This window comes from Phenylobacterium sp. (assembly GCF_041920015.1).
In the GTDB taxonomy this organism is placed as follows: Bacteria; Pseudomonadota; Alphaproteobacteria; order Caulobacterales; family Caulobacteraceae; genus Phenylobacterium.
In genome coordinates, this window is record NZ_JAYRST010000024.1 from 13,610 (window position 1) to 33,505 (window position 19,896).

Below are 19,896 nucleotides of genomic sequence, written 5' to 3' on the forward strand. Positions count from 1 at the left end.
GAAGGAGCGCCGCATGGCGATTGAACGCATCGAATCGGGCCCGCGCATGAGCCAGGCCATCATCCACGGGAACACCGTCTATCTGGCGGGCCAGGTCGGGGCGCCTGGCCAGAGCGTGACCGTCCAGACCCAGGAAGTGCTGAAGCAGATCGAGCGACTGCTGGCGGCCGCCGGCAGCGACAAGTCGAAGATCCTGACCGCCACCATCTGGCTGGCGGACATGGCCGACTTCGGCGAGATGAACGCGGTGTGGGACGCCTGGGTGGGCGGCAAGGACGCGCCGGCCCGTGCGACCGGCGAAGCCAAGCTGGCGACGCCGGCCTACAAGGTGGAGATCATCGTGGTCGCCGCGCGCGACTGATCTTCGGATCGCATCCGGGGCGCCGCCGGCGACCGCTCGGAAAACGCCGCGTCCCGCGCTAAACGGGACGCGGCGCAACCGATCGGATTCGACCCCATGACCACCACCATCTACGGCATCAAGGCCTGCGACACGATGAAGAAGGCGCGGGCCTGGCTGGACGCGCATGGGGTCGACTACGCCTTTCATGACTACAAGGCCGAGGGGATCGACCGCGAGCGCCTGGAGCAGTGGGCCGCCAAGGTGGGCTGGGAGCTGCTGCTCAACAGGAATGGAACTACCTTCCGCAAGCTGCCGGACGCCGACAAGACCGGCCTCGACCAGGAAAAGGCCATCGGCCTGATGCTGGCCCAGCCGTCGATGATCAAACGGCCGGTGCTGGACATCGACGGCAAGCTGCTGGTCGGCTTCAAGCCCGACGCCTACGCTGCAGCGCTGGGCTGACCAACATGACGAACATTTCATCCCCGCAGTTGCATCCATAGAGCTCGGCCGGCGCCTCTTTCGTTTCAGAAGAGCCGCAGGGCTCACGCATCGAGGAGAGTTGTCGTGGAAGAGATTCTGATCCCGCTGGGGTTCTTCGCCATGATCACAGCCATCGTGATCGTGCCGCGTTACCTGAAGAGCCTGGAGCGCCAGCGGCTGCAGGACACCCTGCGCGCCTCGATCGAGAAGGGGGCCGAACTGCCGCCGGAGGTGGTGCAGGCGCTGACCAGCGATGCGAAGCCGCCGCCGTCGCCCTATCGCGACCTGCGCGCCGGGATCATCTGGCTCGGCGTCGCCGTGGGCTTTGCGGCGCTGGGTTTTGCGGTCTCGTTCGAGGAGCCGGACGCGCTCTATCCGCTGCTGGGCGTCGCGGCGTTTCCCGGCTTCATCGGCTTGGCGCTGGTGGCGCTCTCATTCATCTCGCGCGGCAAATAGGCGGCTCCGGGGAGGGGCAGGCCCATGTCGGGCGCACAACAGACACGGCTGGCGGGTTCGCACGACGTCGAACTGGCCGCCCTGGCCGCGGCGGGGGACCGCGCGGCGTTCGGCGAGCTGGTGCGGCGGCACGGCTCGGCGGTTCGCGGACTGCTGCGCCGGATGGGCGCGGCGCCGGCCGAGGCCGACGACGTGGCGCAGGACGCGTTCCTGATCGCCTTCGAGCGGATCGGCGAGTTTCGCGGGCAGGGCGCGTTCGCCGCCTGGGTCCGCAAGATCGGCGCGCGCCAGTACCTGCGCCGCCTGCAGAAGGAGCGGCGGATCGCCAGCCTGGCGAGCGCGGTGGAAGAGGGCGCGGAGGTCGCCGCCCCGCCGGACGCAGCCGGGCGCATAGATCTCGACGAGGCGCTGCGCGCGCTCGGGCCGGCCGAGCGCATCTGCGTCTCGATGTGCTACGGCGCGGGGCTTTCGCATGCCGAGGCCGCTGACGCCTTGAATCTGCCGCTTGGAACGGTCAAGTCCCATGTCAAACGTGGTCTGGAGAAGCTCAGAGCGCGATTGGCGCCCGCCGATCCGGAAGAGAGGAGGCGCGAGAATGGCTGAGCTCGATTTCGAGCGGCGTCTGGAGCGCCTGTTCGCCGAACCGCCCGCCTTCCCCGACGAGAGGACCTTCGCCGCCACGGTCGAACGCAAGCTCGACCGTGGCTGGAACATGCGTCGCTGGATCATTGGCGCAGCGGGCCTGGCCGGTGGGGTGATCGGGGCCAGCCAGCTCATCATGTCGAACTTCGTCCAGCGCCTGGAAGGCGCTTCGAGCGGCTCGACCCGGCTGCTGGAGGCGGGGATGCAGCAATTGGCGCCGCGGGCCGAGCTGCTCTCGGCGCTGCCTTCGGGCGGGACCGTGGTATGGGTCGCCGGCGGGATGGCGGTGCTGGCCGTCGGCTTCCTGATCACTCGCGTCCTTGAGGAGTTTTAAGTCATGTCGTCGCATCGCCAGGACGCCGTTCGGCGTATCGCCGCCCCGGACATCGCCGCCCGCAAGGGGGGTGTGCCTATCGTCTGCCTGACGGCCTACACCGCGCCGATGGCCGAGATCCTGGACGAGCATTGCGACCTGCTGCTGGTCGGCGATTCCGTGGGCATGGTGGTCCATGGCCTGCCCAATACGGTCGGAGTCACGCTGGAGATGATGATCCTGCACGGCCAGGCGGTGATGCGGACCGCCCGGCGCGCGATGGTCGTGGTCGACATGCCGTTCGGCTCCTACGAGGGTTCGCCCGAGACGGCCTATGAGAACGCCGCGCGCGTGATGAAGGAGACCGGCGCCCAGGCGGTGAAGGTCGAGAGCGGGCCGACCGTGGTCGCCACCATCGAATATCTGGTCAAGCGGGGCATCCCGGTGATGGGTCATGTCGGACTGCGGCCGCAGGCGGTGCTGGTCGACGGCGGCTTCAAGGCCAAGGGCAAGGCCGGCGAGGAGCGCGCGCGAATTCTCGAGGAGGCCAAGGCGACCGCCGCGGCGGGCGCCTTCGCGGTCGTGGTCGAGGGCGTGGCCGAGGGGTTGGCGCGCGAGATCACCGAGGCGATTTCCGTGCCGACCATCGGCATTGGCGCCTCGGCCGGTTGCGACGGGCAGATCCTCGTCACCGACGATATGCTCGGCCTGTTCGACTGGACGCCGAAGTTCGTCCGCCGCTACGGAGATCTGCGCGCGGAGATCGGCAAGGCGGTCGGCGGCTACGCCGAGGACGTCCGCGCCCGGCGTTTCCCCGGGCCGGCGGAAATCTACTTCGCCAAGGCGGGCTAGAGCCGGCGCAGGCGCGAGACGTCGAGCCTCGGTTCGAACAGGATGCGGGGCGAGACGTGCAGCGCGTCGGTCAGGGCGTGGACCTGGGCCGAATCCAGTCTGGCGCGTCCGCTCTCGGCCAGGGACAGTTCCGACGACGGCAGGTGCGCGCGGCGGGCGAGGTCGTCGACCTCCAGGCCGCGAGCCTGACGCACCGAGCGTAGCCTCTGGCCGATGACGGCGAGGTCCGCGCGCACTGGCGGCAGCGATATGATCATCGCCTTCCTCCCTTTTTTCAGGAGCTTAGGCTCCCTGCGCGCATCTGCAAGCGCTCTGGGGCGGAAAATGCTCTAGGGTCCGCGCGATGGCGAAGCTTCTCGACATGATCCGCGCGGCGGGCGCCCAGAACACCGTGCGCATCCTGATCGGCCTGGCCGCCGGCCTGGCGGTGGGCGCAGCGCTGGCCGGGCAGCCGGTCCTGGACCGCGTTCTGGCGGTCGCCGAGCCGGTCGGCGGGCTGTGGCTGGACGCCTTGCGCATGACCATCGTGCCGCTGGTCTTCTCGTTGCTCGTGGTCGGCGTTTCGGCGGCCGCGGGCACTGCTGCAGCCGGCGGCGTGGCGGCGCGTGCGCTCGGGCTCTTCGCCCTGCTGCTGACGGCGAGCGCGGTGTTCGCGGCGGTGGCGGTGAGCGGGGTGCTGTCACTCTGGCCCGCGCCGGCCGCGGCGGCGGCCGGCCTGCGCGAGGCCGCCGGCCATGCGACCCAGAAGGTTCCCGATTTCCCGACCATGGGGGCCTGGCTGCGGGCCTTCATCCCGACCAATCCGATCCAGGCGGCGGCCGAGACCAGCATGGCCCCCCTGGTGGTCTTCGCCCTGCTGTTCGGCCTGGCGGCGACGAAGATCCGGCCCGAGCTGCGGGCGAGCCTGGTCGGGGTCTTCCAGGCGGTGATGGACGCCATGCTGGTCCTCGTCCAATGGGTGCTGCTGGCCGCGCCGGTCGGAGTCTTCGCCCTGGCCCTGGTGGTCGGCGCCAAGGCGGGGCTGGGGGCGGCCGGCGCGCTGGGCCACTACATCCTCATCCTGTCGGGCGTCTGCATTTCGGTGGCGCTGCTCTCGTACCTGATCGCCTTGTTGGCCGGCGCGCCGTTGCTGGCCTTCGCGCGCGCCGCGGCCCCGGCCCAGGCGGTCGCGTTCTCGACCCAGTCCTCGATCGCCGCCCTGCCGGCCATGATCGCCGGAACCCGGGCGCTCGGCGCCTCGGAGGCGGTGGTCGGGGTGGTGCTGCCGCTGGCGGTCTCGCTGTTTCGCATCACCAGCCCGGCGGCGAACCTGGGCGTGGCCATCTATTGCGCCCACGTCTACGGGACGCCGCTCGGGGTTGCTCTCCTGGCCGCCGGCGTCGGGGTGGCCGCGGTCATCAGCCTGGCCTCGGTGGGCCTGCCGGGCCAGATCACCTTCTTCACCACCACCGGGCCGATCTGCCTGATCATGGGCGTTCCGCTGGAGCTGCTGCCGATCCTGCTGGCGGTGGAGACGATTCCCGACATCTTCCGCACGGTCGGCAATGTGACGGCGGACATGGCCGTCGCCAGCCTGGTCGGCGGTGCAGGAGACAAGCGATGACGCAGGCGGCCGGGCCGTCGAGGGGGCGGCGGCGAAAGGGCGAGGGGCTGGATCTGCGGCGCGCCATTCTGGACGCCGCCGAGCAACTGTTTTCGGCCCATGGCTTCTATGGCGTCACCACCCGGCAGGTGGCCGCCGAGGCCGGCGTCGACACCGCGCTCATCCACTACTACTTCGACTCCAAGCGCGGCCTGTTCGACGCGGTCTTCGCGCGGCGGGCGGAAATCCTCAACATCGAGCGCAGCGCCGCCCTGTCGGCCTACGAGGCTGCGAACGCCGGCGCGCTCTCGGCCCGCGGCGTGATCGCCGCCTTCATCGATCCGCTGGTGGAACGCGCCTTGCGCGGGGAGGCGGGATGGAAGAACTATTTCCGCCTCGTCGCCCTGGTGAACAACACGCCGGCCTGGGGCGGGGAGACCATGCACCGGTTCTTCGACCCGGTGGTGCACCAGTTCATCGACACCCTGCAACGGGCGCTGCCGGACGCCGAACTGCGCGATCTCTACTGGGGCTACCAGTTCCTGACCGGTTCGATGATGCTGGCCCTGTCGGAAACCGGCCGCATCGACCAGCTTTCGGAAGGCCTGTGCCGCTCGAACGACCTGGAGGCGGCGCGGACGCGACTATTCGACTATTGCGCCGCAGGCTTCGAGGCCATCGTGAAGCATCGTATGTAGACGCCGGCGCGACGGCTCCGGCGTTGCAGGCGCGCGCGGTGCGCTATAGGTTCCGCCGCTCTGAACCGTAACGCCTATTCGCGCGGAGTCCCCGACGTGGTCGATGTCTTTGATGAAGTCGAGGAGGAGCTTCGCTCCGAGCGCTACAAGTCGATCGCCTTCAGGATTCTGCCTTGGCTCGCCGGGATTCTGGTCATCGCCCTGGTCGCGGCCCTGGCCGTGTGGGGCTACCAGCACTTCCGCTCGCAGGCGGCGGCGGAAGCTTCCGAGAAGTACGCCCAGGCGATCGAGGCGTTCAACGGCGGCAAGCGGGACGATGCGATCCGTCTGTGGGGCGAGGTCGCGCAAGGCAAGTCCAAGGCCTACAAGTCGCTGGCCCTGCAGCACCTGGGCGGGCTGAAGCTGATCGACAACAAGCCGGCCGAGGCGGTGAAGCTGTTCGACGAGGCGGCCGAGGCCGCGCCGAGCGACATCATCGGCGACGTCGCCCGCCTCAAATCCGCCTTCGCCTTGCTGGACACGGCTCCGTACAAGGACCTGGAGGCCCGCCTGACCCCGCTGACCGCAGAAGGCCGCCCGTATCGGGCCGAGGCGCGCGAGGCGCTGGCGTTCGCCAAGCTGATGGCCGGCGACCTGGCCGGCGCGCGCAGCGACTTCGTGGTCATCAGCCTGATGGCCGACGCCGGGCAGGACGCGCGCCAGCGCGCCGAGGCGGCCAAGGCCCTCATCGATTCCGGCTCGGCCAAGGCCATTCCGGGCGCGGTGAAGGCGGCGTTGGCCCTGCCGCCGCCGGTCCAACTTCCGCCCGGCGCCGCCCCGCCGGCGGCCCCGCAACAGCCCGCTACCGGAGCCCAATGACCTCCATGCGCCGTACCCGCCTTTTCGCGCTCTTCGTGGCGGCCAGCGTGGCCGTGAGCGGCTGCTCCACGGTCGGTCGCTTGAACCCGTTCAACAAGGGCGACGATGGTCCGCAGGAGACCGCTTCGGAGGGCGAGCGCATCGCCATCGTGGCGGCCGACCAGACGCTCGAAGTCGCCGAAGCGCTGAAGGGCGCGGACTTCTTCCTGCCCACGCCCGAGCCGATGACCGCCTGGCCGTTGCCGGGCGGCACGCCCGAGCAGGCGGTCGGCCATCCCGAGGCTGGCGGCTCGCTGTCGATCGCCTGGAAGCGCGGATTCGGCCAGGGTTCGGGCCGCGGCGCGCATGTGACCGCGCCGCCGGTGGCGGCCAACGGCAAGATCTATGTGATGGACGGCGAGGCGACCGTCACCGCCTTCGACGCGCAGTCGGGCTCGCAGGTGTGGAAGGCCGACCTTCGCCCGCAGTCGCGGCGCGACAAGGAGGCGTTCGGCGGCGGCCTGGCGTTCGCGGACGGCAAGCTCTACGTGACGTCTGGCTACCGCTTCGCCGCGCAACTGAACGCCGACACCGGCGCGGTGCAGTGGCGCACCGTCACCGAACAGCCGATCCATGCGGCCCCGACCGTGGCCGCCGGGCGCGTGTTCGCCGTTTCGGTCGACAACGTCCTCCTGACCTTCGATGCGGGGACCGGCGCCGAGGGCTGGACCTATCAGGCGCTGTCGGAGCCGGCGCGCATCCTGGCCGCCTCCAGCCCGGCGGTGTCCGGCGACACCGTCGTCGCCTCGTTCGGGTCGGGCGAACTGGTGGCGCTGCGCGCCTCCAACGGCAACGACCTGTGGAGCGAGGCGCTGAGCCGCGCCAACCGCAACAACGCGCTGTCGGAAATCCGCGACATTCCCGGCCGCCCCGCGATCTATCAGGGCGACGTCTTCGCGGTCAGCCATTCGGGCGTGTTCTCGGCGACGGACCTGCGCACGGGCCAGGCGCGCTGGAGCCTGCCCGTCACCGGCATCACGACGCCGTGGCCGGCTGGCGACGTGGTCTATGTGGTCTCCAAGGCCGGCGAGGTGATCTGCGTCGCGCGCGAGAGCGGCCAGATCTACTGGATCACCGATCTGGGCAAGGACCGTGAGAAGAGGGGCGGCGGTTTCCTGGGCGTCGGCCGCAAGAACTTCAGCACCCGGCCGGTCTGGTCGAGCCCGCTGCTGGCTTCGAACCGCCTGATCCTGGCCGGATCGACCGGGGAACTGGTCACGCTCAACGCCAAGACCGGCGCGGTGGAGAAGACCATGAACCTGGGCGGGGCCGCCCTGATCGGGCCGATCGCCGTCAACGGGACGATCTATGTCGCCACCGATGAGGCGCAACTCATCGCTCTGCGCTAGGCTCGGGCGGACCTAAAGCCATGCCCATGCGTCTTGCCATCGTCGGTCGGCCCAATGTCGGGAAATCGACATTGTTCAATCGGCTGGCGGGCAAGAAGCTCGCCATCGTCGACGACCAGCCGGGCGTCACCCGCGACCGCAAGTTCGCGGTCGGCCGTATCGGCGACATCGACCTGGAGCTGATCGACACCGCCGGGTTCGAGAACGTCACCGACGACAGCCTTGAGGCGCGGATGCGCCAGCAGACCGAGACGGCCATCGAGGAGGCCGACGTCGCCCTGTTCGTGGTCGACGCCCGCGAAGGCGTCACCCCGATGGACAAGGTGTTCGCCGAGCTGCTGCGCAAGCACGACCGGCCGGTGGTGCTGGCCGCCAACAAGGCCGAGAGCAAGGCGTCCGAGGCGGGCGTGAACGAGGCCTTCGGCCTCGGCCTCGGCGAGCCGATCGCCATCTCCGCCGAGCACGGCGAGGGCATGGCCGATCTCTATCAGGCGCTGCTCGCCATCTGGCCCGAGATCGACGAGGAAGAGGACGAGAAGGGCGACAAGCCGATCCGCATCGCCATCGTCGGCCGCCCCAACGCCGGCAAGTCGACCCTGGTCAACAAGCTGATCGGCGAGGAGCGGCTGCTGACCGGGCCGGAGGCGGGCATCACCCGCGACGCCATTCCGGTCGACTGGACCTGGGAGGGCCGGCCCGTCCGGCTGGTCGACACCGCCGGCCTGCGCCGCAAGGCCAAGGTTCAGGAGAAGCTGGAGAAGCTCTCCACCGGCGACACCATCCGTGCAATCACCTTCGCCGAGGTGGTGATCCTGGTGATGGACGCGACCCATCCGTTCGAGATCCAGGACCTGCAGATCGCTGACCTGGTGGAGCGCGAGGGGCGGGGCCTCGTCTACTGCCTGACCAAGTGGGACCTGATCGAGAACCAGGGCGCGACCCTGAAGGAGATCACCGAGGAGGCCGGCCGGCTGCTGCCGCAGCTCCGCGGCTCGCCGGTGGTGGCGCTGTCGGCCGAGACCGGGCGGCACCTGGACCGGTTGATGCCGGCGGTGTTCAAGGTGCATGGCGACTGGTCGACCAAGGTCAAGACCCGCGACCTGAACGACTGGCTGCAGATGGCGCTGGAGCGGCATCCGCCGCCGGCGGTCAACGGTCGGCGCGTGAAGCCGAAGTACATGGCCCAGACCAAGGCGCGGCCGCCGACCTTCGTGATGTTCGCGAGCCGGGCCGACCAACTTCCCGACCACTATCGCCGCTATCTGATCAATTCGCTGCGCGAGAGCTTCGACCTGCCCGGCGTGCCGATGCGCCTGACGGTGAAGTCGAACAAGAACCCCTATGCCGAGGGCGAGGAGAAGGGCGGGCCGGCGCCCAGGTCGTCCGCGCCGACCTTCGCCCCCAAGCTCGGCAAGAAGGTCGCGACGCCCAAGGGCGTGGCGGCGGTGCGGGCCAAGGCGGCGGGCGGCGCTGCGGAAGCAGTCGAAAAGTCCGGCAAGCCCAAGGCCAAGCCGAAGACCCGGCAGGTCGCGCCGGGCAAGCCGAAGGTCGGGGCCGGCCCGACGCCGAAGGGCCGGGCCGCCAAGCTCAACCGCCCGGGCGTCAAGCCGAAGCGAGCGTCCCGGCCGACTTCCACGCGTCGAAGCTGATATTGCTCTTGGGCAGGCCGAGATCGGCCTGGGCCAGTTCGACGATCAGCGGGCCGATCTCCGACGGATGCGGCAAGGTCATGGGATCTTCGCCGGGCATGGCCTCGGCGCGCATCTTGGTGCGCATGGCGCCCGGGTCGATCAGGGCGGCGCGGACGGTGGTGTTCTCCAGCTCGTCGGCCCACGTGCGGACCAGGTGCTCCATGGCCGCCTTGGACGCGCCATAGGCCCCCCAGAACGCCTTGGGGCGCTCCACCCGTCCGGTGGTGATGAAGATGCCGCGCCCGGAGGCCGATTCGCGCAGAAGCCGCTCGGTGGAGCGGATCAGCCGGTAGGTGGCGGTGGCGTTGGCGGCGAGCACCCTGTCCCAGATCGGCGGGTCGATGTGCGAGACCGGGGTCAGGCCGCCGAGGATCGCCGCAGCGTGGACGAGGACGTCGAGGCGGCCGAACCGCTGGTGGATGGCTAGGCCCAGAGCGTCGATTCCATCGCCATTCGCCAGGTCGAGCGGGACCAGCGTCGCGGCCTTGCCGGTCGCGGTCTTGATCTCGTCGTCCAGCTCCTCCAGCGCGCCCTGGTTGCGGGCGGTCGCCACCACATGGGCCCCGGCGCGCGCGAGGGCCAGGGCGCATTCGCGGCCGATGCCGCGGCTGGCGCCGGTCACCAGGGCGATGCGGCCGTCGAGGGGAAGGGAGTCAGTCATGAACGGGCTCTTCAAGCGGGCGACGGCCATAGCGTTGCGCCAGGGCGGCGCAGACCATCAATTGGAACTGGTGATAGAGCATCACCGGCAAAAGCACGAACCCCACCGTGGCGGCGGGGAACAGGACGCCGGCCATGGGCACGCCGGCCGCCAGGCTCTTGTTGCAGCCGGCGAAGGCGATGGCGATCTCGTCTTCCTTGGAGAAGCCGCGGACCCGGGCGATCCAGATCATCAGGCCGAGCGTAAGGGCCAGCAGGACGAGGCAGATCAGGACGATGCGGGCGAGGTCGAAGGCCGACACCTTCGACCACATGCCGGCGGTGACCGCCCCGGAAAAGGCGTTGTAGACCACCAGCAGGATGGAGCCGCGGTCGACCAGGCCCAGGGTCTTGGCGTTCTTCTGGACCCAGTCTCCGATCCAGCGCCGCAGCACCTGGCCGGCGACGAAGGGCGCCAGCAGTTGCAGCAGGATGGCCTGCAGGGACGAGAAGGACAGCGCTCCCTCCGCGCCTAGCAGCAGGCCGACGAGTACGGGCGTCGCAACCATGCCCAAGAGGTTCGAGACCGAGGCGCCGCAGACCGCGGCGGCGACATTGCCGCGGCCGATGGCGGTGAAGCCGATCGCGGACTGGATCGTCGAGGGCAGGCAGGCGAGGTAGACGAGGCCGGGGGCCAGGGCGGCCGGCAGGAGCCAGGCCGGAAGCGCCGCGGCGCCCAGGCCCAATAGCGGCCAGAAGATGAAGGTGGTCGCCAGCACCAGGCCGTGCAGCCGCCAGTGCAGCAGCCCGCGGACCACCGCCTCCTGGCTGAGCTTGGCGCCGTGGATGAAGAAGACCAGCGCGATACCGGCCTTGGTCAGGTCGCCGACGATCGGCGCCGCCGCGCCGCGGGCCGGAAGCACCGAGGCGAGAACCACCATGCCGACGATGGCGGCGATGTACCAGTCGAGGCCCAGCGCCTTGAGCCAGGCTTTGAGAGCGCCCATCACGCCTCGACGCTTTCGGGGAGAGCCTTTCGGGGAAAGGCCCTGAGGGCCGGCGTCACGCGTCGACCAGGAACGAAAGCTGGCGGTCCGAACCGTCGTTCCGTCCTTCGGCGATTTCCCGGTCCAGGAGGCGGGTGGGATAGTCGCCGGTGAAATAGTGGTCGGTGAACTGCGGGTTGGCCGGGTCGCGCGGCGCGGCCTGCATGGCCTCGTAGAGGCCGTCGACCGACAGGTAGCCCATGGAGTCGACCTCCAGGATCTTGGCGATCTCCTCCACCGACTTGTTGGCGGCCAGCAGATGCTCGCGGTCGGGCATGTCGATGCCGTAGTAGTCCGGCCACTTGATCGGCGGCGAGGCCGAGCGGAGATGCACTTCCTTGGCGCCGGCCTCGCGAACCATGCGGACCACGCGCACGGAGTTGGTGCCGCGCACGATGGAATCGTCGATCAGCATCACCCGCTTGCCGGCCAGGACGTTGCGGTTCGGCGAGAGTTTCATGCGTACGCCCAGTTCACGTGCGCCCTGGGTCGGCTGGATGAAGGTGCGGCCGACATAGTGGTTGCGGATGATGCCCATTTCGAAGGGCACGCCGGTTTCCTGGGCGTAGCCAAGGGCCGCCGGAACGCCGGAGTCGGGCACCGGCACGACCACGTCCACCGGGACATGGCTTTCCTGGGCCAGGCGGCGGCCCATACGCTTGCGCACGTCATAGACGGAACGGCCGTTCACCACCGAGTCCGGCCGGGCGAAATAGACGTACTCGAAGATGCAGGGGCGGGCGCGCTCGGCCGGGAAGGGCTTGAGGCTGCGGATGCCCTTATGGTCGATGACCACCATCTCGCCATGCTCGACGTCGCGCACGAACCTGGCGCCGATCATGTCGAGGGCGCAGGTCTCCGAAGCCAGGACCGGCTTGCCGTCCAGGTCGCCCAGCACGAGCGGGCGGATGCCCAGCGGGTCGCGCACGCCGATCAGCTTCTTGTTGGTCAGGGCGACGAGGGCGTAGCCGCCTTCGATCCGGGAGAGGGCTTCGATGAACCGCTCGACGAACCTGGCCTTCCGCGATCGGGCCAGCAGGTGGAGGATCACTTCGGAGTCCGAGGTTGACTGGAAGATCGCGCCCTCGGCGACGAGCTGGTCGCGCAGGGTCAGGAAGTTGGTGAGGTTGCCATTGTGGGCCAGGGCGACGCCGCCGGCTTCCAGATCGGCGAACATCGGCTGGACGTTGCGGATGAAGCTGCCGCCGGAGGTGGAGTAGCGGGTGTGGCCGATGGCCGAATGGCCGGGCAGGCGCTCGACCAGGTCGGGACCGGCGAAGGCGTCGCCGACGTGGCCCATATGGCGCTCGGTATGGAACCGCTGGCCGTCGAAGACGGCGATGCCGCAGGCTTCCTGACCGCGATGCTGGAGGGCGTGCAGACCAAGGGCGGCGACCGCCGCCGCGGCGGGCGTATCGTAGACGCCGAAGACCCCGCACTCGAGACGCGGGGTGTCGTCGTCAGGGTCTCGGAAGGTGGGCTGGCGCCAGCGATCCTGGTCCAGATTCATCGGGATTTCTCCACCAGATCGTCGAGGCTGCGTATTTGCCGCGGGTCATAGCCTTGAGCGTCGCCGGAGTCACCCCGGTCCGTCGCCGAACCTTCACGAACCGCCTCGCCGATAGACGGCGTGAGCTTGCCAGCCATGTCCAAACCCTTGGGCGCGAAGGCCTTTAGCAACTGGGCCGCGGCGTTGGTCAGGGGGTAAAGCGCCGCACCCGTCATCCATTTGGGAACCCGGTCGGCAGGCGTCGCGGCCTGGAAGGCCAGCATCAGCGCGCCGAGGATCAACAGGGCGCGGACCAGGCCAAATCCAAGCCCGACGGAGCGGTCGAGCAGGCCCAGCACATGGGCGCCCTGCACCCCGCGCGCCATGGCCCCGCCGGTGATGCGTAATGTCGCATAGGTAAGGACGAAGACAACGAGGCCGGCGAGCGCGGTTCCCGCCCAGTCGGGGTCGATCAGGCCGCGTCCGATCGGACCGACCCAGCGCAGGCCGTAGATCGCCAGTATGGCGGCGAGGATGAACGACAGGGCGCGCACCATCTCGCGTGTCGCGCCGCTGAAGAAGCCGAAGGCGGCCGAGGTCAGCAGGACGGTCAGGACGATGATGTCGAACCAGGGCAAGACCTACTCCCACCGGGCCTCGCCGATGCGCCCTATGGCGTCGGCCAGCCTGGCGACGCCGGCGGGCTTCAGGACCGAGCCGTCGATGTCCTGCGGCCCCAGCACGCGCCGGAAGCCCAGCTTGGCCGCCTCCTTCATGCGCGACTCCATACGGCTGACCGGCCGGATGTCGCCCGAGAGGCTGATTTCCCCGAACACCACGCAGTCCTGGGGCAAGGCGACATCGAGGGCCGAGGAGGCAAGGGCCGCCGCCGCGGCCAGGTCCGCCGCCGGCTCGGTGACCCGCAGGCCGCCCGCGACGTTGAGATAGACGTCCCGGTCGCCTAGCGCCAGGCCGCAGCGCGCCTCCAGCACCGCCAGCACCATGGCCAGGCGCCCGGAGTCCCAGCCCACCACCGCCCGGCGCGGCGTGCCGTAGGCCGAGGGGGCGACGAGGGCCTGGAACTCGACCAGCACCGGCCGAGATCCCTCGATGCCGGCGAAGACCGCCGCGCCGGCCGCCCGCTCGCCCGAGGTGTCGAGGAACAGGGCCGAGGGGTTGCGCACCTCGGCCAGGCCGGCGTCGCCCATCTCGAACACGCCGATCTCGTCGGTGGCGCCGAAGCGGTTCTTCGCGCCGCGCAGGATGCGGAAGGGATAGCCGCGCTCGCCCTCGAAGGTCAGGACGGCGTCGACCATGTGCTCGACCACGCGCGGGCCGGCGATGGCGCCGTCCTTGGTGACGTGGCCCACCAGGATCATCGCTACCGACTGCTTTTTGGCCAGGCGCACCAGTTCGCCGGCCGCGGCGCGGACCTGGGTGACGGAGCCGGGCGCGGCCTCGTGCGCGTCGCTCCACATGGTCTGGATGGAGTCGATGACGACGAGGTCGAACTTCTCGCGCTTGAGGCTGTCGAGGATGTCGCGCAGCGAGGTTTCGGCCGCCAGCTTCACCGGCGCGTCGGCCAGGCCCATGCGCTGGGCGCGGCCGCGCACCTGCTCGACCGCCTCCTCGCCGGAGATGTAGGCGCAGCGGACGCCGCGCCGCGCCGCATTGGCCGCGACCTGCAGCAGCAGGGTCGACTTGCCGACCCCGGGGTCGCCCCCCAGCAGGATCGCCGAGCCGGGCACCACGCCGCCGCCGCAGACGCGGTCGAATTCCTCCACGCCGGTCGAGAGGCGCGGCGGGGCGGGGGTCTCGTCCTCCAGGCCCTGGAAGCTGAGGCCGCGGGCGCGCGAGGCGCGGCTGGGCGCCAGCGCGCCCGGCGGGCGGGCCTGCACCTCTTCGACCAGCGTGTTCCAGGCGTTGCAGGCCGGGCATTGCCCCGCCCACTTGCTCTGCACCGCGCCGCAGGACTGGCAGACATAGACGGCGCCGTCGCGGGCCATGCTCGCTCCTGATTCGTGGAAGGCCGCAGTCTAGCAGGCCCGGCGCGGCGCGGAGATTGGCGCAGCCGATCAACGTGGGATAGATTCACATATCGTCGATACGGCGGGATGGATTCTCAAAGGGCTGGAGATCTGGATGAGCACGGTGGAACCGGGGGCGGCGACGAGCGGTCTGGTGGATCGGGTCAAGTCGATACTGCTGAAGCCGTCGGCGACATGGGACCAGATCGCCGCCGAGCCGGTGACGGTCGGCGGCCTCTTCAAGGGCTATATCATCCCCCTGTCGCTGATCGCGCCGGTGGCCGGCCTGATCGGAAGCCTGGTCTTCGGCCATGGCGGCTTCGGCGTGACCTTCAAGCCGTCGATCCAGGGCGCGCTGATCTCCGCGGTCGTCGATTTCGCGATGGGATTGGTCGGGGTCTATGTGCTCAGCCTGATCATCGACGCCCTGGCGCCGACCTTCGGCGGCCAGAAGGACAGGCTGCAGGCGCTGAAGGTTGCGGCCTATTCGGGCACCGCCGCCTGGGTGGCCGGGATTTTCCTGATCTTCCCGCCGCTGATTTTCCTCATGGTGCTGGGGCTCTACAGCTTCTACCTGCTCTACAAGGGACTGCCGCGCCTGATGAAGACGCCGCAGGACAAGGCGACGGGCTATACGGCCGCGGTGGTGGTCGCGGCCATCGTGATCGGCGTGCTGGTCGGCATATTGACCAGCCCGCTGCAACGCATCGGCTTGGCCGACCGCGGTCCGGCGGCGGGCACGATCAGCGTCGGCGGCAAGTCGGTGGACCTGTCCGAGCTTGAAGCCCAGTCCAAGCGGTTGGAGGCGATCAGCAAGCAGATCGAGAGCGGCAAGGCGCCCGAGGCGATCGCGCCCGACGTGCTCAAGACGTTCCTGCCGGCCGCTGTCGCCGGCTATGACCGCACCGAGCTGACGACCAGCTCGGGCGGCGCCGGGGGCGTGAACGGGTCGCAGGCCGAGGGCGTCTACACCAAGGGAGAGGGCCGAATTCGCCTGACCGTGACGGATCTGGGCGCGGCCGGCGCGCTGGCCGGGCTGGTCAACGCCTTCAACGTCCAATCCTCCAGCGAGAGCGACGGCAAGTACGAGAAGATCGGCAAGGTCGACGGGCGGATGACCCAGGAATCCTACGACCGCGAGGCCAAACGCGGACAGTACAGCGTCCTGGTCGGCGAGCGTTTCATGGTCGCGGCCGAGGGCGAGGGCGCGAGCATGGACGACCTGAAGGCGGCGACCGCGGCCATCACCCCTGCGCGGCTGGAAGCGTTGGTCAAGGGCTAGAGGCCGAACCGCCGCCGCTCGCCGCCGCCTGCGCGGCGGGCGGTCAGTGCGGATCGTAATAGCCGTCGCGCGCCAGGTTGCCGAACTTGGTGATGTCCTCGTTGAAGGACAGCTTGACCGTGCCGATGGGACCGTGGCGCTGCTTGGCGATGATGATGTCGGCGGTGCCGCGCACCTTGTCCATCTCCTCCTGCCAGGTCAGGTGCTCGGGCGTGCCTTCGCGCGGCTCGGAGCGGCCGAGGTAATAGCTCTCGCGGTAGATGAACATCACCATGTCGGCGTCCTGCTCGATCGAGCCGGATTCCCGCAGGTCGGACAGTTGCGGCCGCTTGTCCTCGCGGCTTTCGACCTGGCGCGAGAGCTGCGAGAGCGCGATGACGGGAACGGCCAGTTCCTTGGCCAGCGCCTTCATCGACTGGGTGATCATCGAGACCTCCTGCACCCGGTTGTCGCTCTTGCCGTCGCCGCCGGTGACGAGTTGGAGGTAGTCGATGACGATCAGGTCGAGGCCGTGCGTGCGCTTCAGGCGACGGGCGCGGGCCGCCAGCTTGGCGATGGTGATGCCGCCGGTGGCGTCGATGAACAGCGGCGCATCCTGGATCTCCAGCGCCGCGTCGCGGATGCGGCCGAACTCCACCGCATCGATCTCGCCCTTGCGCAGCCGGTCGCCTGAAACGCCCGAGACCTCGGCGAGCAGGCGCATGGCGAGCTGGTCGGCGGACATTTCGAGCGAGAAGAACGCCACCACCCCGCCGCGGACGGTCTTGCGGCTGCCGTCGGGCTGCGGCTCCCAGGCGTAGTTCCGGGCGATGTCGAAGGCGACGTTACAGGCCAGCGAGGTCTTACCCATTGATGGGCGCGCAGCGAGGATGACGAGGTCGGACGGGTGCAGGCCGCCGAGCTTCCGGTCCAGGTCGATCAGGCCGGTGGAGACGCCGGCCAGGCCGCCGTCGCGGGCGTGAGCCTCGGCCGCCAGGGTGACGGCGCCGTGCACGGCTTCGGAAAAGGGCACGAAGCCCTGGTTGTTTCCGCCGCTCTCGGCCAGGGCGAAGAGCTGGGCCTCGGCGGACTCGATCTGGTCGCGGGCCGAGCGGTCGCCATCGCCCTGCTGGGCGGTCAGCGAGATCTCGCCACCGATGCGGATCAGGTCGCGGCGAAGGGCCAGGTCGTAGATGGCGCGGGTATAGTCCGGCGCGTTGGCGGCCGGCGGCGCGCGGTCGACCAGGTCGGCGAGATAGCGGATGCCGCCGAGTTCCTCGAAGGCCGGATCGCGGTTGAACTGCTCGGCCAGCAGGATGGGTTCGGCGAGCTGACCCTTGCGGACCGCGGTCTCGATGGCGGTGAACAGGCGCTGGTGAAACGGCTCGTAGAAGTGACGGGCCTGAAGGAAGTCGCCGATCCGCTCGAAGGCGGCGTTGTCGTAGAGCAGCGCGCCCAGCAGGGCCTGTTCGGCCTCGATATTCGCCGGCGCATGCGGGATGGCGGCGTCGTTCTGAGCGGGACGGAGGTCGAGGGCTGGGACAATGGCCATGGGTTTACAGATACCTAACCGCGGCCGTCCCGGTACGCGCCGAGACATCCCGCCCACAGGAAGATTCGGCGCCTGTGGACGGAAAGCCGAAACGACAGCGGCGCGGGACCCTATGGCCCCGCGCCGCGTCAGTTCCGGTCGTGAGTAGCGGTCAGCCTACCACTTCATGGCCAGGCGGCCGTAGACGAAGCGGCCGTTGAACCCGAACGGCGAGAACGACGAGAACGGCGCCGCCGAGGTCGTGTTCTGCGACGGGATGATCTGGCGCGGATAGACGTCGAAGACGTTGTCGGCGCCGACCGAGGCCGTCAGGCCGATCGGGAAGGTGTAGCGAGCTTCGAGGTCCACCAGGCCGCGGGCGCCCGTGCGGTTGTCGGAGCTGCCGTCGGCCGCCGTGCCCGGCGAGAGGACATCGCCGTAGAAGGTGGTGCGCACGGTGGCGCCCCAGGCTTCGCGGTTCCAGTCGCCTTGCAGGGTCAGCTTGTGCTTCGGCGTGCCGTCTTCGAAGCGCATGGTGGCCTGACGCGCGAAGAGCGAGGTCGGGGTCGGCAGGATCGAGGTCTTGGTGATCGGAGTCTTGGTCACCTCGACGTCGTTGTAGTTGCCGGCCGCTGTCAGGTCGAAGGTGCCGGCCTGGTCGTCGACGATGCGGTAGCGCGCCACCACGTCGACGCCGACGGTCTCGGTGTCGACGCCGTTGATGAAGAAGCGGGCCGCCGTCGCGCCGTAAGGCGCCAGCAGGTCATAGATGGTGCGGGCGTTGGTGCCGGGCGCCGCGGTCGGGCTGCCGGTCAGGGTCTCCGACAGGACGATGCGATCCTTCACGTCGATCTTGTAGCCGTCGACGGTCAGTTCGAACGCGCCGCGATGGAAGACGAAGCCCAGCGCGTAGTTGTTCGAGGTTTCAGCCTTGAGCGGTTCGGCGCCCAGGGCGCGAGCGACCGGGCTGGTCGCCGGATAGGTGCCGGTCTCGAACGGGACGTTGTCGATGTAGAGGATCGAGGTCGAGGTGAAGTATTGCTGCTGCAGCGCCGGGGCGCGGAAGCCGCTGGAGATCGCGCCGCGGATGGCGAAGTCCGGGGTGACTTCGTATCGGGCGGCCAGCTTGCCGGTGGTGGTGTCGCCGAAGTCCGAATAGTCCTCGTAGCGGACGGCCGCCGACAGGGTCAGCCGCTCGGTGACCTTGCCTTCCAGGTCCACATAGACGCCGACCGCGTCGCGATCCACGTCCACCTCGTTGGAGGGGGTGAAGCCGGTGAAGCCGCGCGAGCCGAAGGAGACGCCCGAGATCGGGCCGCGGGCGTAGGAAGCGACCTCGCCCTGGTTGATCTTGTAGGTTTCCTTGCGCGCTTCGAGGCCGAAGGCGACGTTCAGCGGGCCGGCGAGGCCGATGTCGAACTCGCGGCTGAAGTCGGCGCCGAACACCAGTTGGTCATAGGTCAGGCCGCCGGCCTGGAACGAGGTCGGGGAAGAGGCGCCATAGGACGGGTTGATCGTGTTCTGGACGCCGAAGTCGATGTCGTTCTTGCCGTAGACCAGGTTCACGTCGGCCTTGAAGCCGGCGATCTCGCCGCGCAGGCCGACGCCGGCGCTGGTGTCCTCGGTGTCGGTGGTGAGGTAGGGCAGGTAGCCGTTCGGATAGACCGAGGGGATATTCTGCTGGGCGTCGGTCGGCAGGCGGAAGGTCGCCGAGCTGGAGGCGTCGCGATGCTGATAGCCGTACCAGCCGTAGAGGTCCCAGTTCTCGCCCAGCGGCTTGCCGGCGTTGGCGTAGAAGGCGACGTCGTCGACGTCGGCGTCGCCGAAGCGCGAGGTGATGCGGTTCGGGGTGACGCGCTTGTCGATGTCGCTGCGGTTGGTGTGCTCGCGCGAGCGGTATTCGGCCGACAGCGTCAGGAAGCCGTCGCCGAGCAGGGGCAGGCCCTGCCAGCCGGAGACCGTGGTGGTCGCGCCGTCGGTGATGTCGTGGCCGCCGCCGTAATAGCCGTCGAAGCTGGTGACGTAGGAGCCGTAGGTGACCGACAGGCCGCCGCCGCTGGCCGCTTCACGCAGGCGCATGTTGATGACGCCGGCGATGGCGTCGGAGCCGTACTGCGCCGAGGCGCCGTCGCGCAGCACTTCGATGCGGTCGATGGCGGTCGAGGGGATGGCGTTCAGGTCCACGGCAGCCGAGCCGCGGCCGACCGAGCCGTTGGTGTTGACGAGGGCGGTGGCGTGACGGCGCGTGCCGTTGACCAGCACCAGGGTCTGGTCGGGGCCCTGGCCGCGCAGGGTGGCCGGGCGGATGGCGTCGGTGCCGTCGGTGTTGGACGGGCGCGGGAAGGTGATCGACGGGACCGAGGTCGCCAGGGCGGTGGCGAGTTCGGTGGTGCCGCGCTGCTGCAGCGCCTGGGTGGAGATCACGTCGACGGGCGCCAGGGTCTCGAGGCGCGAGCGGCCTTCGGTGCGGGTGCCGGTGACGACGAGTTCTTCGACCTCGGAGCCCGATTGAGCATAGGCCGAGCCGGCCATGAGACTCGCAGCCGAAGAGGCGGCGAGTAGAAGCACGCTATATTTCATTGGTTATCCCCAGTTGT

The 19,896-nt window shown here is 69.4% G+C and carries 20 protein-coding genes; 12 read left to right on the plus strand and 8 right to left on the minus strand.

Going from position 1 to position 19,896, the window contains the following annotated elements; all coding sequences use genetic code 11:
• The first annotated feature begins 13 nt into the window (after positions 1–13).
• The 6 genes from ACE3TL_RS07240 to panB all read left to right on the plus strand — a co-directional run bounded on the left by ACE3TL_RS07240 (position 14) and on the right by panB (position 3,089).
• Complete coding sequence (locus tag ACE3TL_RS07240) at positions 14–361, plus strand: RidA family protein (RefSeq protein WP_374578047.1); 348 nt, start codon at positions 14–16, stop codon at positions 359–361.
• A gap of 96 nt (positions 362–457) precedes the next feature.
• Positions 458–805: an ArsC family reductase gene (locus tag ACE3TL_RS07245; protein ID WP_374578048.1), complete on the plus strand. Its 348-nt coding sequence runs from the start codon at positions 458–460 to the stop codon at positions 803–805.
• A gap of 105 nt (positions 806–910) precedes the next feature.
• Entirely contained in the window at positions 911–1,282 is a 372-nt protein-coding gene (locus ACE3TL_RS07250; RefSeq protein WP_374578049.1) for a DUF6249 domain-containing protein, read from the plus strand.
• A 24-nt stretch (positions 1,283–1,306) separates the two neighbouring features.
• Positions 1,307–1,885, plus strand: a complete 579-nt coding sequence (locus ACE3TL_RS07255) for an RNA polymerase sigma factor (RefSeq protein ID WP_374578050.1) — start codon at positions 1,307–1,309, stop codon at positions 1,883–1,885.
• Positions 1,878–2,258 (plus strand): hypothetical protein, encoded by a 381-nt coding sequence (locus tag ACE3TL_RS07260; RefSeq protein WP_374578051.1) that lies wholly within the window; start codon positions 1,878–1,880, stop codon positions 2,256–2,258. The genes ACE3TL_RS07255 and ACE3TL_RS07260 overlap by 8 nt, the downstream gene beginning before the upstream one ends.
• 3 nt (positions 2,259–2,261) lie before the next feature.
• Positions 2,262–3,089, plus strand: a complete 828-nt coding sequence (gene panB / locus ACE3TL_RS07265; protein ID WP_374578052.1) for a 3-methyl-2-oxobutanoate hydroxymethyltransferase — start codon at positions 2,262–2,264, stop codon at positions 3,087–3,089.
• Here the strand turns inward: panB and ACE3TL_RS07270 are convergent.
• Positions 3,086–3,346, minus strand: coding sequence for a helix-turn-helix domain-containing protein (locus tag ACE3TL_RS07270; protein ID WP_374578053.1), 261 nt, complete (start codon positions 3,344–3,346; stop codon positions 3,086–3,088). The genes panB and ACE3TL_RS07270 overlap by 4 nt on opposite strands.
• A gap of 86 nt (positions 3,347–3,432) precedes the next feature.
• Between ACE3TL_RS07270 and ACE3TL_RS07275 the strand changes: the two genes are divergently transcribed.
• The 5 genes from ACE3TL_RS07275 to der all read left to right on the plus strand — a co-directional run bounded on the left by ACE3TL_RS07275 (position 3,433) and on the right by der (position 9,264).
• On the plus strand, positions 3,433–4,692 hold the full coding sequence (locus tag ACE3TL_RS07275) for a dicarboxylate/amino acid:cation symporter (protein ID WP_374578054.1): 1,260 nt from the start codon (positions 3,433–3,435) through the stop codon (positions 4,690–4,692).
• Positions 4,689–5,369 (plus strand): TetR/AcrR family transcriptional regulator, encoded by a 681-nt coding sequence (locus ACE3TL_RS07280; RefSeq protein ID WP_374578055.1) that lies wholly within the window; start codon positions 4,689–4,691, stop codon positions 5,367–5,369. The genes ACE3TL_RS07275 and ACE3TL_RS07280 overlap by 4 nt, the downstream gene beginning before the upstream one ends.
• Positions 5,370–5,465: 96 nt before the next feature.
• A complete protein-coding gene (locus tag ACE3TL_RS07285) occupies positions 5,466–6,227 on the plus strand; it encodes a tetratricopeptide repeat protein (protein WP_374578056.1) in 762 nt (253 codons plus the stop codon).
• Positions 6,224–7,615: a PQQ-binding-like beta-propeller repeat protein gene (locus tag ACE3TL_RS07290; protein ID WP_374578057.1), complete on the plus strand. Its 1,392-nt coding sequence runs from the start codon at positions 6,224–6,226 to the stop codon at positions 7,613–7,615. Before ACE3TL_RS07285 ends, ACE3TL_RS07290 begins: the two co-directional genes overlap by 4 nt.
• A gap of 20 nt (positions 7,616–7,635) precedes the next feature.
• Positions 7,636–9,264, plus strand: coding sequence for a ribosome biogenesis GTPase Der (gene der / locus ACE3TL_RS07295; RefSeq protein WP_374578058.1), 1,629 nt, complete (start codon positions 7,636–7,638; stop codon positions 9,262–9,264).
• Here der and ACE3TL_RS07300 read toward each other — a convergent pair.
• From ACE3TL_RS07300 to radA, 5 genes are read right to left on the minus strand one after another with little or no spacing between them, the layout of a single operon-like run.
• Complete coding sequence (locus ACE3TL_RS07300) at positions 9,218–9,967, minus strand: SDR family NAD(P)-dependent oxidoreductase (RefSeq protein WP_374578059.1); 750 nt, start codon at positions 9,965–9,967, stop codon at positions 9,218–9,220. The genes der and ACE3TL_RS07300 overlap by 47 nt on opposite strands.
• A complete protein-coding gene (locus ACE3TL_RS07305; RefSeq protein WP_374578060.1) occupies positions 9,960–10,952 on the minus strand; it encodes a bile acid:sodium symporter family protein in 993 nt (330 codons plus the stop codon). The genes ACE3TL_RS07300 and ACE3TL_RS07305 overlap by 8 nt, the downstream gene beginning before the upstream one ends.
• A gap of 55 nt (positions 10,953–11,007) precedes the next feature.
• Positions 11,008–12,501, minus strand: a complete 1,494-nt coding sequence (purF, locus tag ACE3TL_RS07310; RefSeq protein WP_374578061.1) for an amidophosphoribosyltransferase — start codon at positions 12,499–12,501, stop codon at positions 11,008–11,010.
• A complete protein-coding gene (locus tag ACE3TL_RS07315) occupies positions 12,498–13,118 on the minus strand; it encodes a CvpA family protein (protein ID WP_374578062.1) in 621 nt (206 codons plus the stop codon). The genes purF and ACE3TL_RS07315 overlap by 4 nt, the downstream gene beginning before the upstream one ends.
• A 3-nt stretch (positions 13,119–13,121) precedes the next feature.
• Positions 13,122–14,486 (minus strand): DNA repair protein RadA, encoded by a 1,365-nt coding sequence (gene radA, locus ACE3TL_RS07320; RefSeq protein ID WP_374533860.1) that lies wholly within the window; start codon positions 14,484–14,486, stop codon positions 13,122–13,124.
• Positions 14,487–14,622: 136 nt separating this feature from the next.
• Between radA and ACE3TL_RS07325 the strand changes: the two genes are divergently transcribed.
• Complete coding sequence (locus ACE3TL_RS07325) at positions 14,623–15,789, plus strand: Yip1 family protein (protein WP_374578063.1); 1,167 nt, start codon at positions 14,623–14,625, stop codon at positions 15,787–15,789.
• Between the two features lie 43 nt (positions 15,790–15,832).
• Here ACE3TL_RS07325 and ACE3TL_RS07330 read toward each other — a convergent pair whose 3' ends face one another.
• Positions 15,833–17,320, minus strand: coding sequence for a replicative DNA helicase (locus tag ACE3TL_RS07330; protein ID WP_374578064.1), 1,488 nt, complete (start codon positions 17,318–17,320; stop codon positions 15,833–15,835).
• A gap of 156 nt (positions 17,321–17,476) precedes the next feature.
• Positions 17,477–19,867 (minus strand): TonB-dependent receptor plug domain-containing protein, encoded by a 2,391-nt coding sequence (locus tag ACE3TL_RS07335; RefSeq protein ID WP_374578065.1) that lies wholly within the window; start codon positions 19,865–19,867, stop codon positions 17,477–17,479.
• Positions 19,868–19,896: the final 29 nt, after the last annotated feature.

Excerpts from the sequence above, each read along its gene's own strand:
- ACE3TL_RS07240 (WP_374578047.1), top strand. The coding sequence starts at position 14 with ATGGCGATTGAACGCATCGAATCGGGCCCGCGCATGAGCCAGGCCATC.
- ACE3TL_RS07245 (WP_374578048.1), top strand. The coding sequence starts at position 458 with ATGACCACCACCATCTACGGCATCAAGGCCTGCGACACGATGAAGAAG.
- ACE3TL_RS07255 (WP_374578050.1), top strand. The coding sequence starts at position 1,307 with ATGTCGGGCGCACAACAGACACGGCTGGCGGGTTCGCACGACGTCGAA.
- ACE3TL_RS07260 (WP_374578051.1), top strand. The coding sequence starts at position 1,878 with ATGGCTGAGCTCGATTTCGAGCGGCGTCTGGAGCGCCTGTTCGCCGAA.
- panB (WP_374578052.1), top strand. The coding sequence starts at position 2,262 with ATGTCGTCGCATCGCCAGGACGCCGTTCGGCGTATCGCCGCCCCGGAC.
- ACE3TL_RS07270 (WP_374578053.1), bottom strand. The coding sequence starts at position 3,346 with ATGATCATATCGCTGCCGCCAGTGCGCGCGGACCTCGCCGTCATCGGC.
- ACE3TL_RS07275 (WP_374578054.1), top strand. The coding sequence starts at position 3,433 with ATGGCGAAGCTTCTCGACATGATCCGCGCGGCGGGCGCCCAGAACACC.
- ACE3TL_RS07280 (WP_374578055.1), top strand. The coding sequence starts at position 4,689 with ATGACGCAGGCGGCCGGGCCGTCGAGGGGGCGGCGGCGAAAGGGCGAG.
- ACE3TL_RS07290 (WP_374578057.1), top strand. The coding sequence starts at position 6,224 with ATGACCTCCATGCGCCGTACCCGCCTTTTCGCGCTCTTCGTGGCGGCC.
- der (WP_374578058.1), top strand. The coding sequence starts at position 7,636 with ATGCCCATGCGTCTTGCCATCGTCGGTCGGCCCAATGTCGGGAAATCG.
- ACE3TL_RS07300 (WP_374578059.1), bottom strand. The coding sequence starts at position 9,967 with ATGACTGACTCCCTTCCCCTCGACGGCCGCATCGCCCTGGTGACCGGC.
- ACE3TL_RS07305 (WP_374578060.1), bottom strand. The coding sequence starts at position 10,952 with ATGGGCGCTCTCAAAGCCTGGCTCAAGGCGCTGGGCCTCGACTGGTAC.
- purF (WP_374578061.1), bottom strand. The coding sequence starts at position 12,501 with ATGAATCTGGACCAGGATCGCTGGCGCCAGCCCACCTTCCGAGACCCT.
- radA (WP_374533860.1), bottom strand. The coding sequence starts at position 14,486 with ATGGCCCGCGACGGCGCCGTCTATGTCTGCCAGTCCTGCGGCGCGGTG.
- ACE3TL_RS07325 (WP_374578063.1), top strand. The coding sequence starts at position 14,623 with ATGAGCACGGTGGAACCGGGGGCGGCGACGAGCGGTCTGGTGGATCGG.
- ACE3TL_RS07330 (WP_374578064.1), bottom strand. The coding sequence starts at position 17,320 with ATGGCCATTGTCCCAGCCCTCGACCTCCGTCCCGCTCAGAACGACGCC.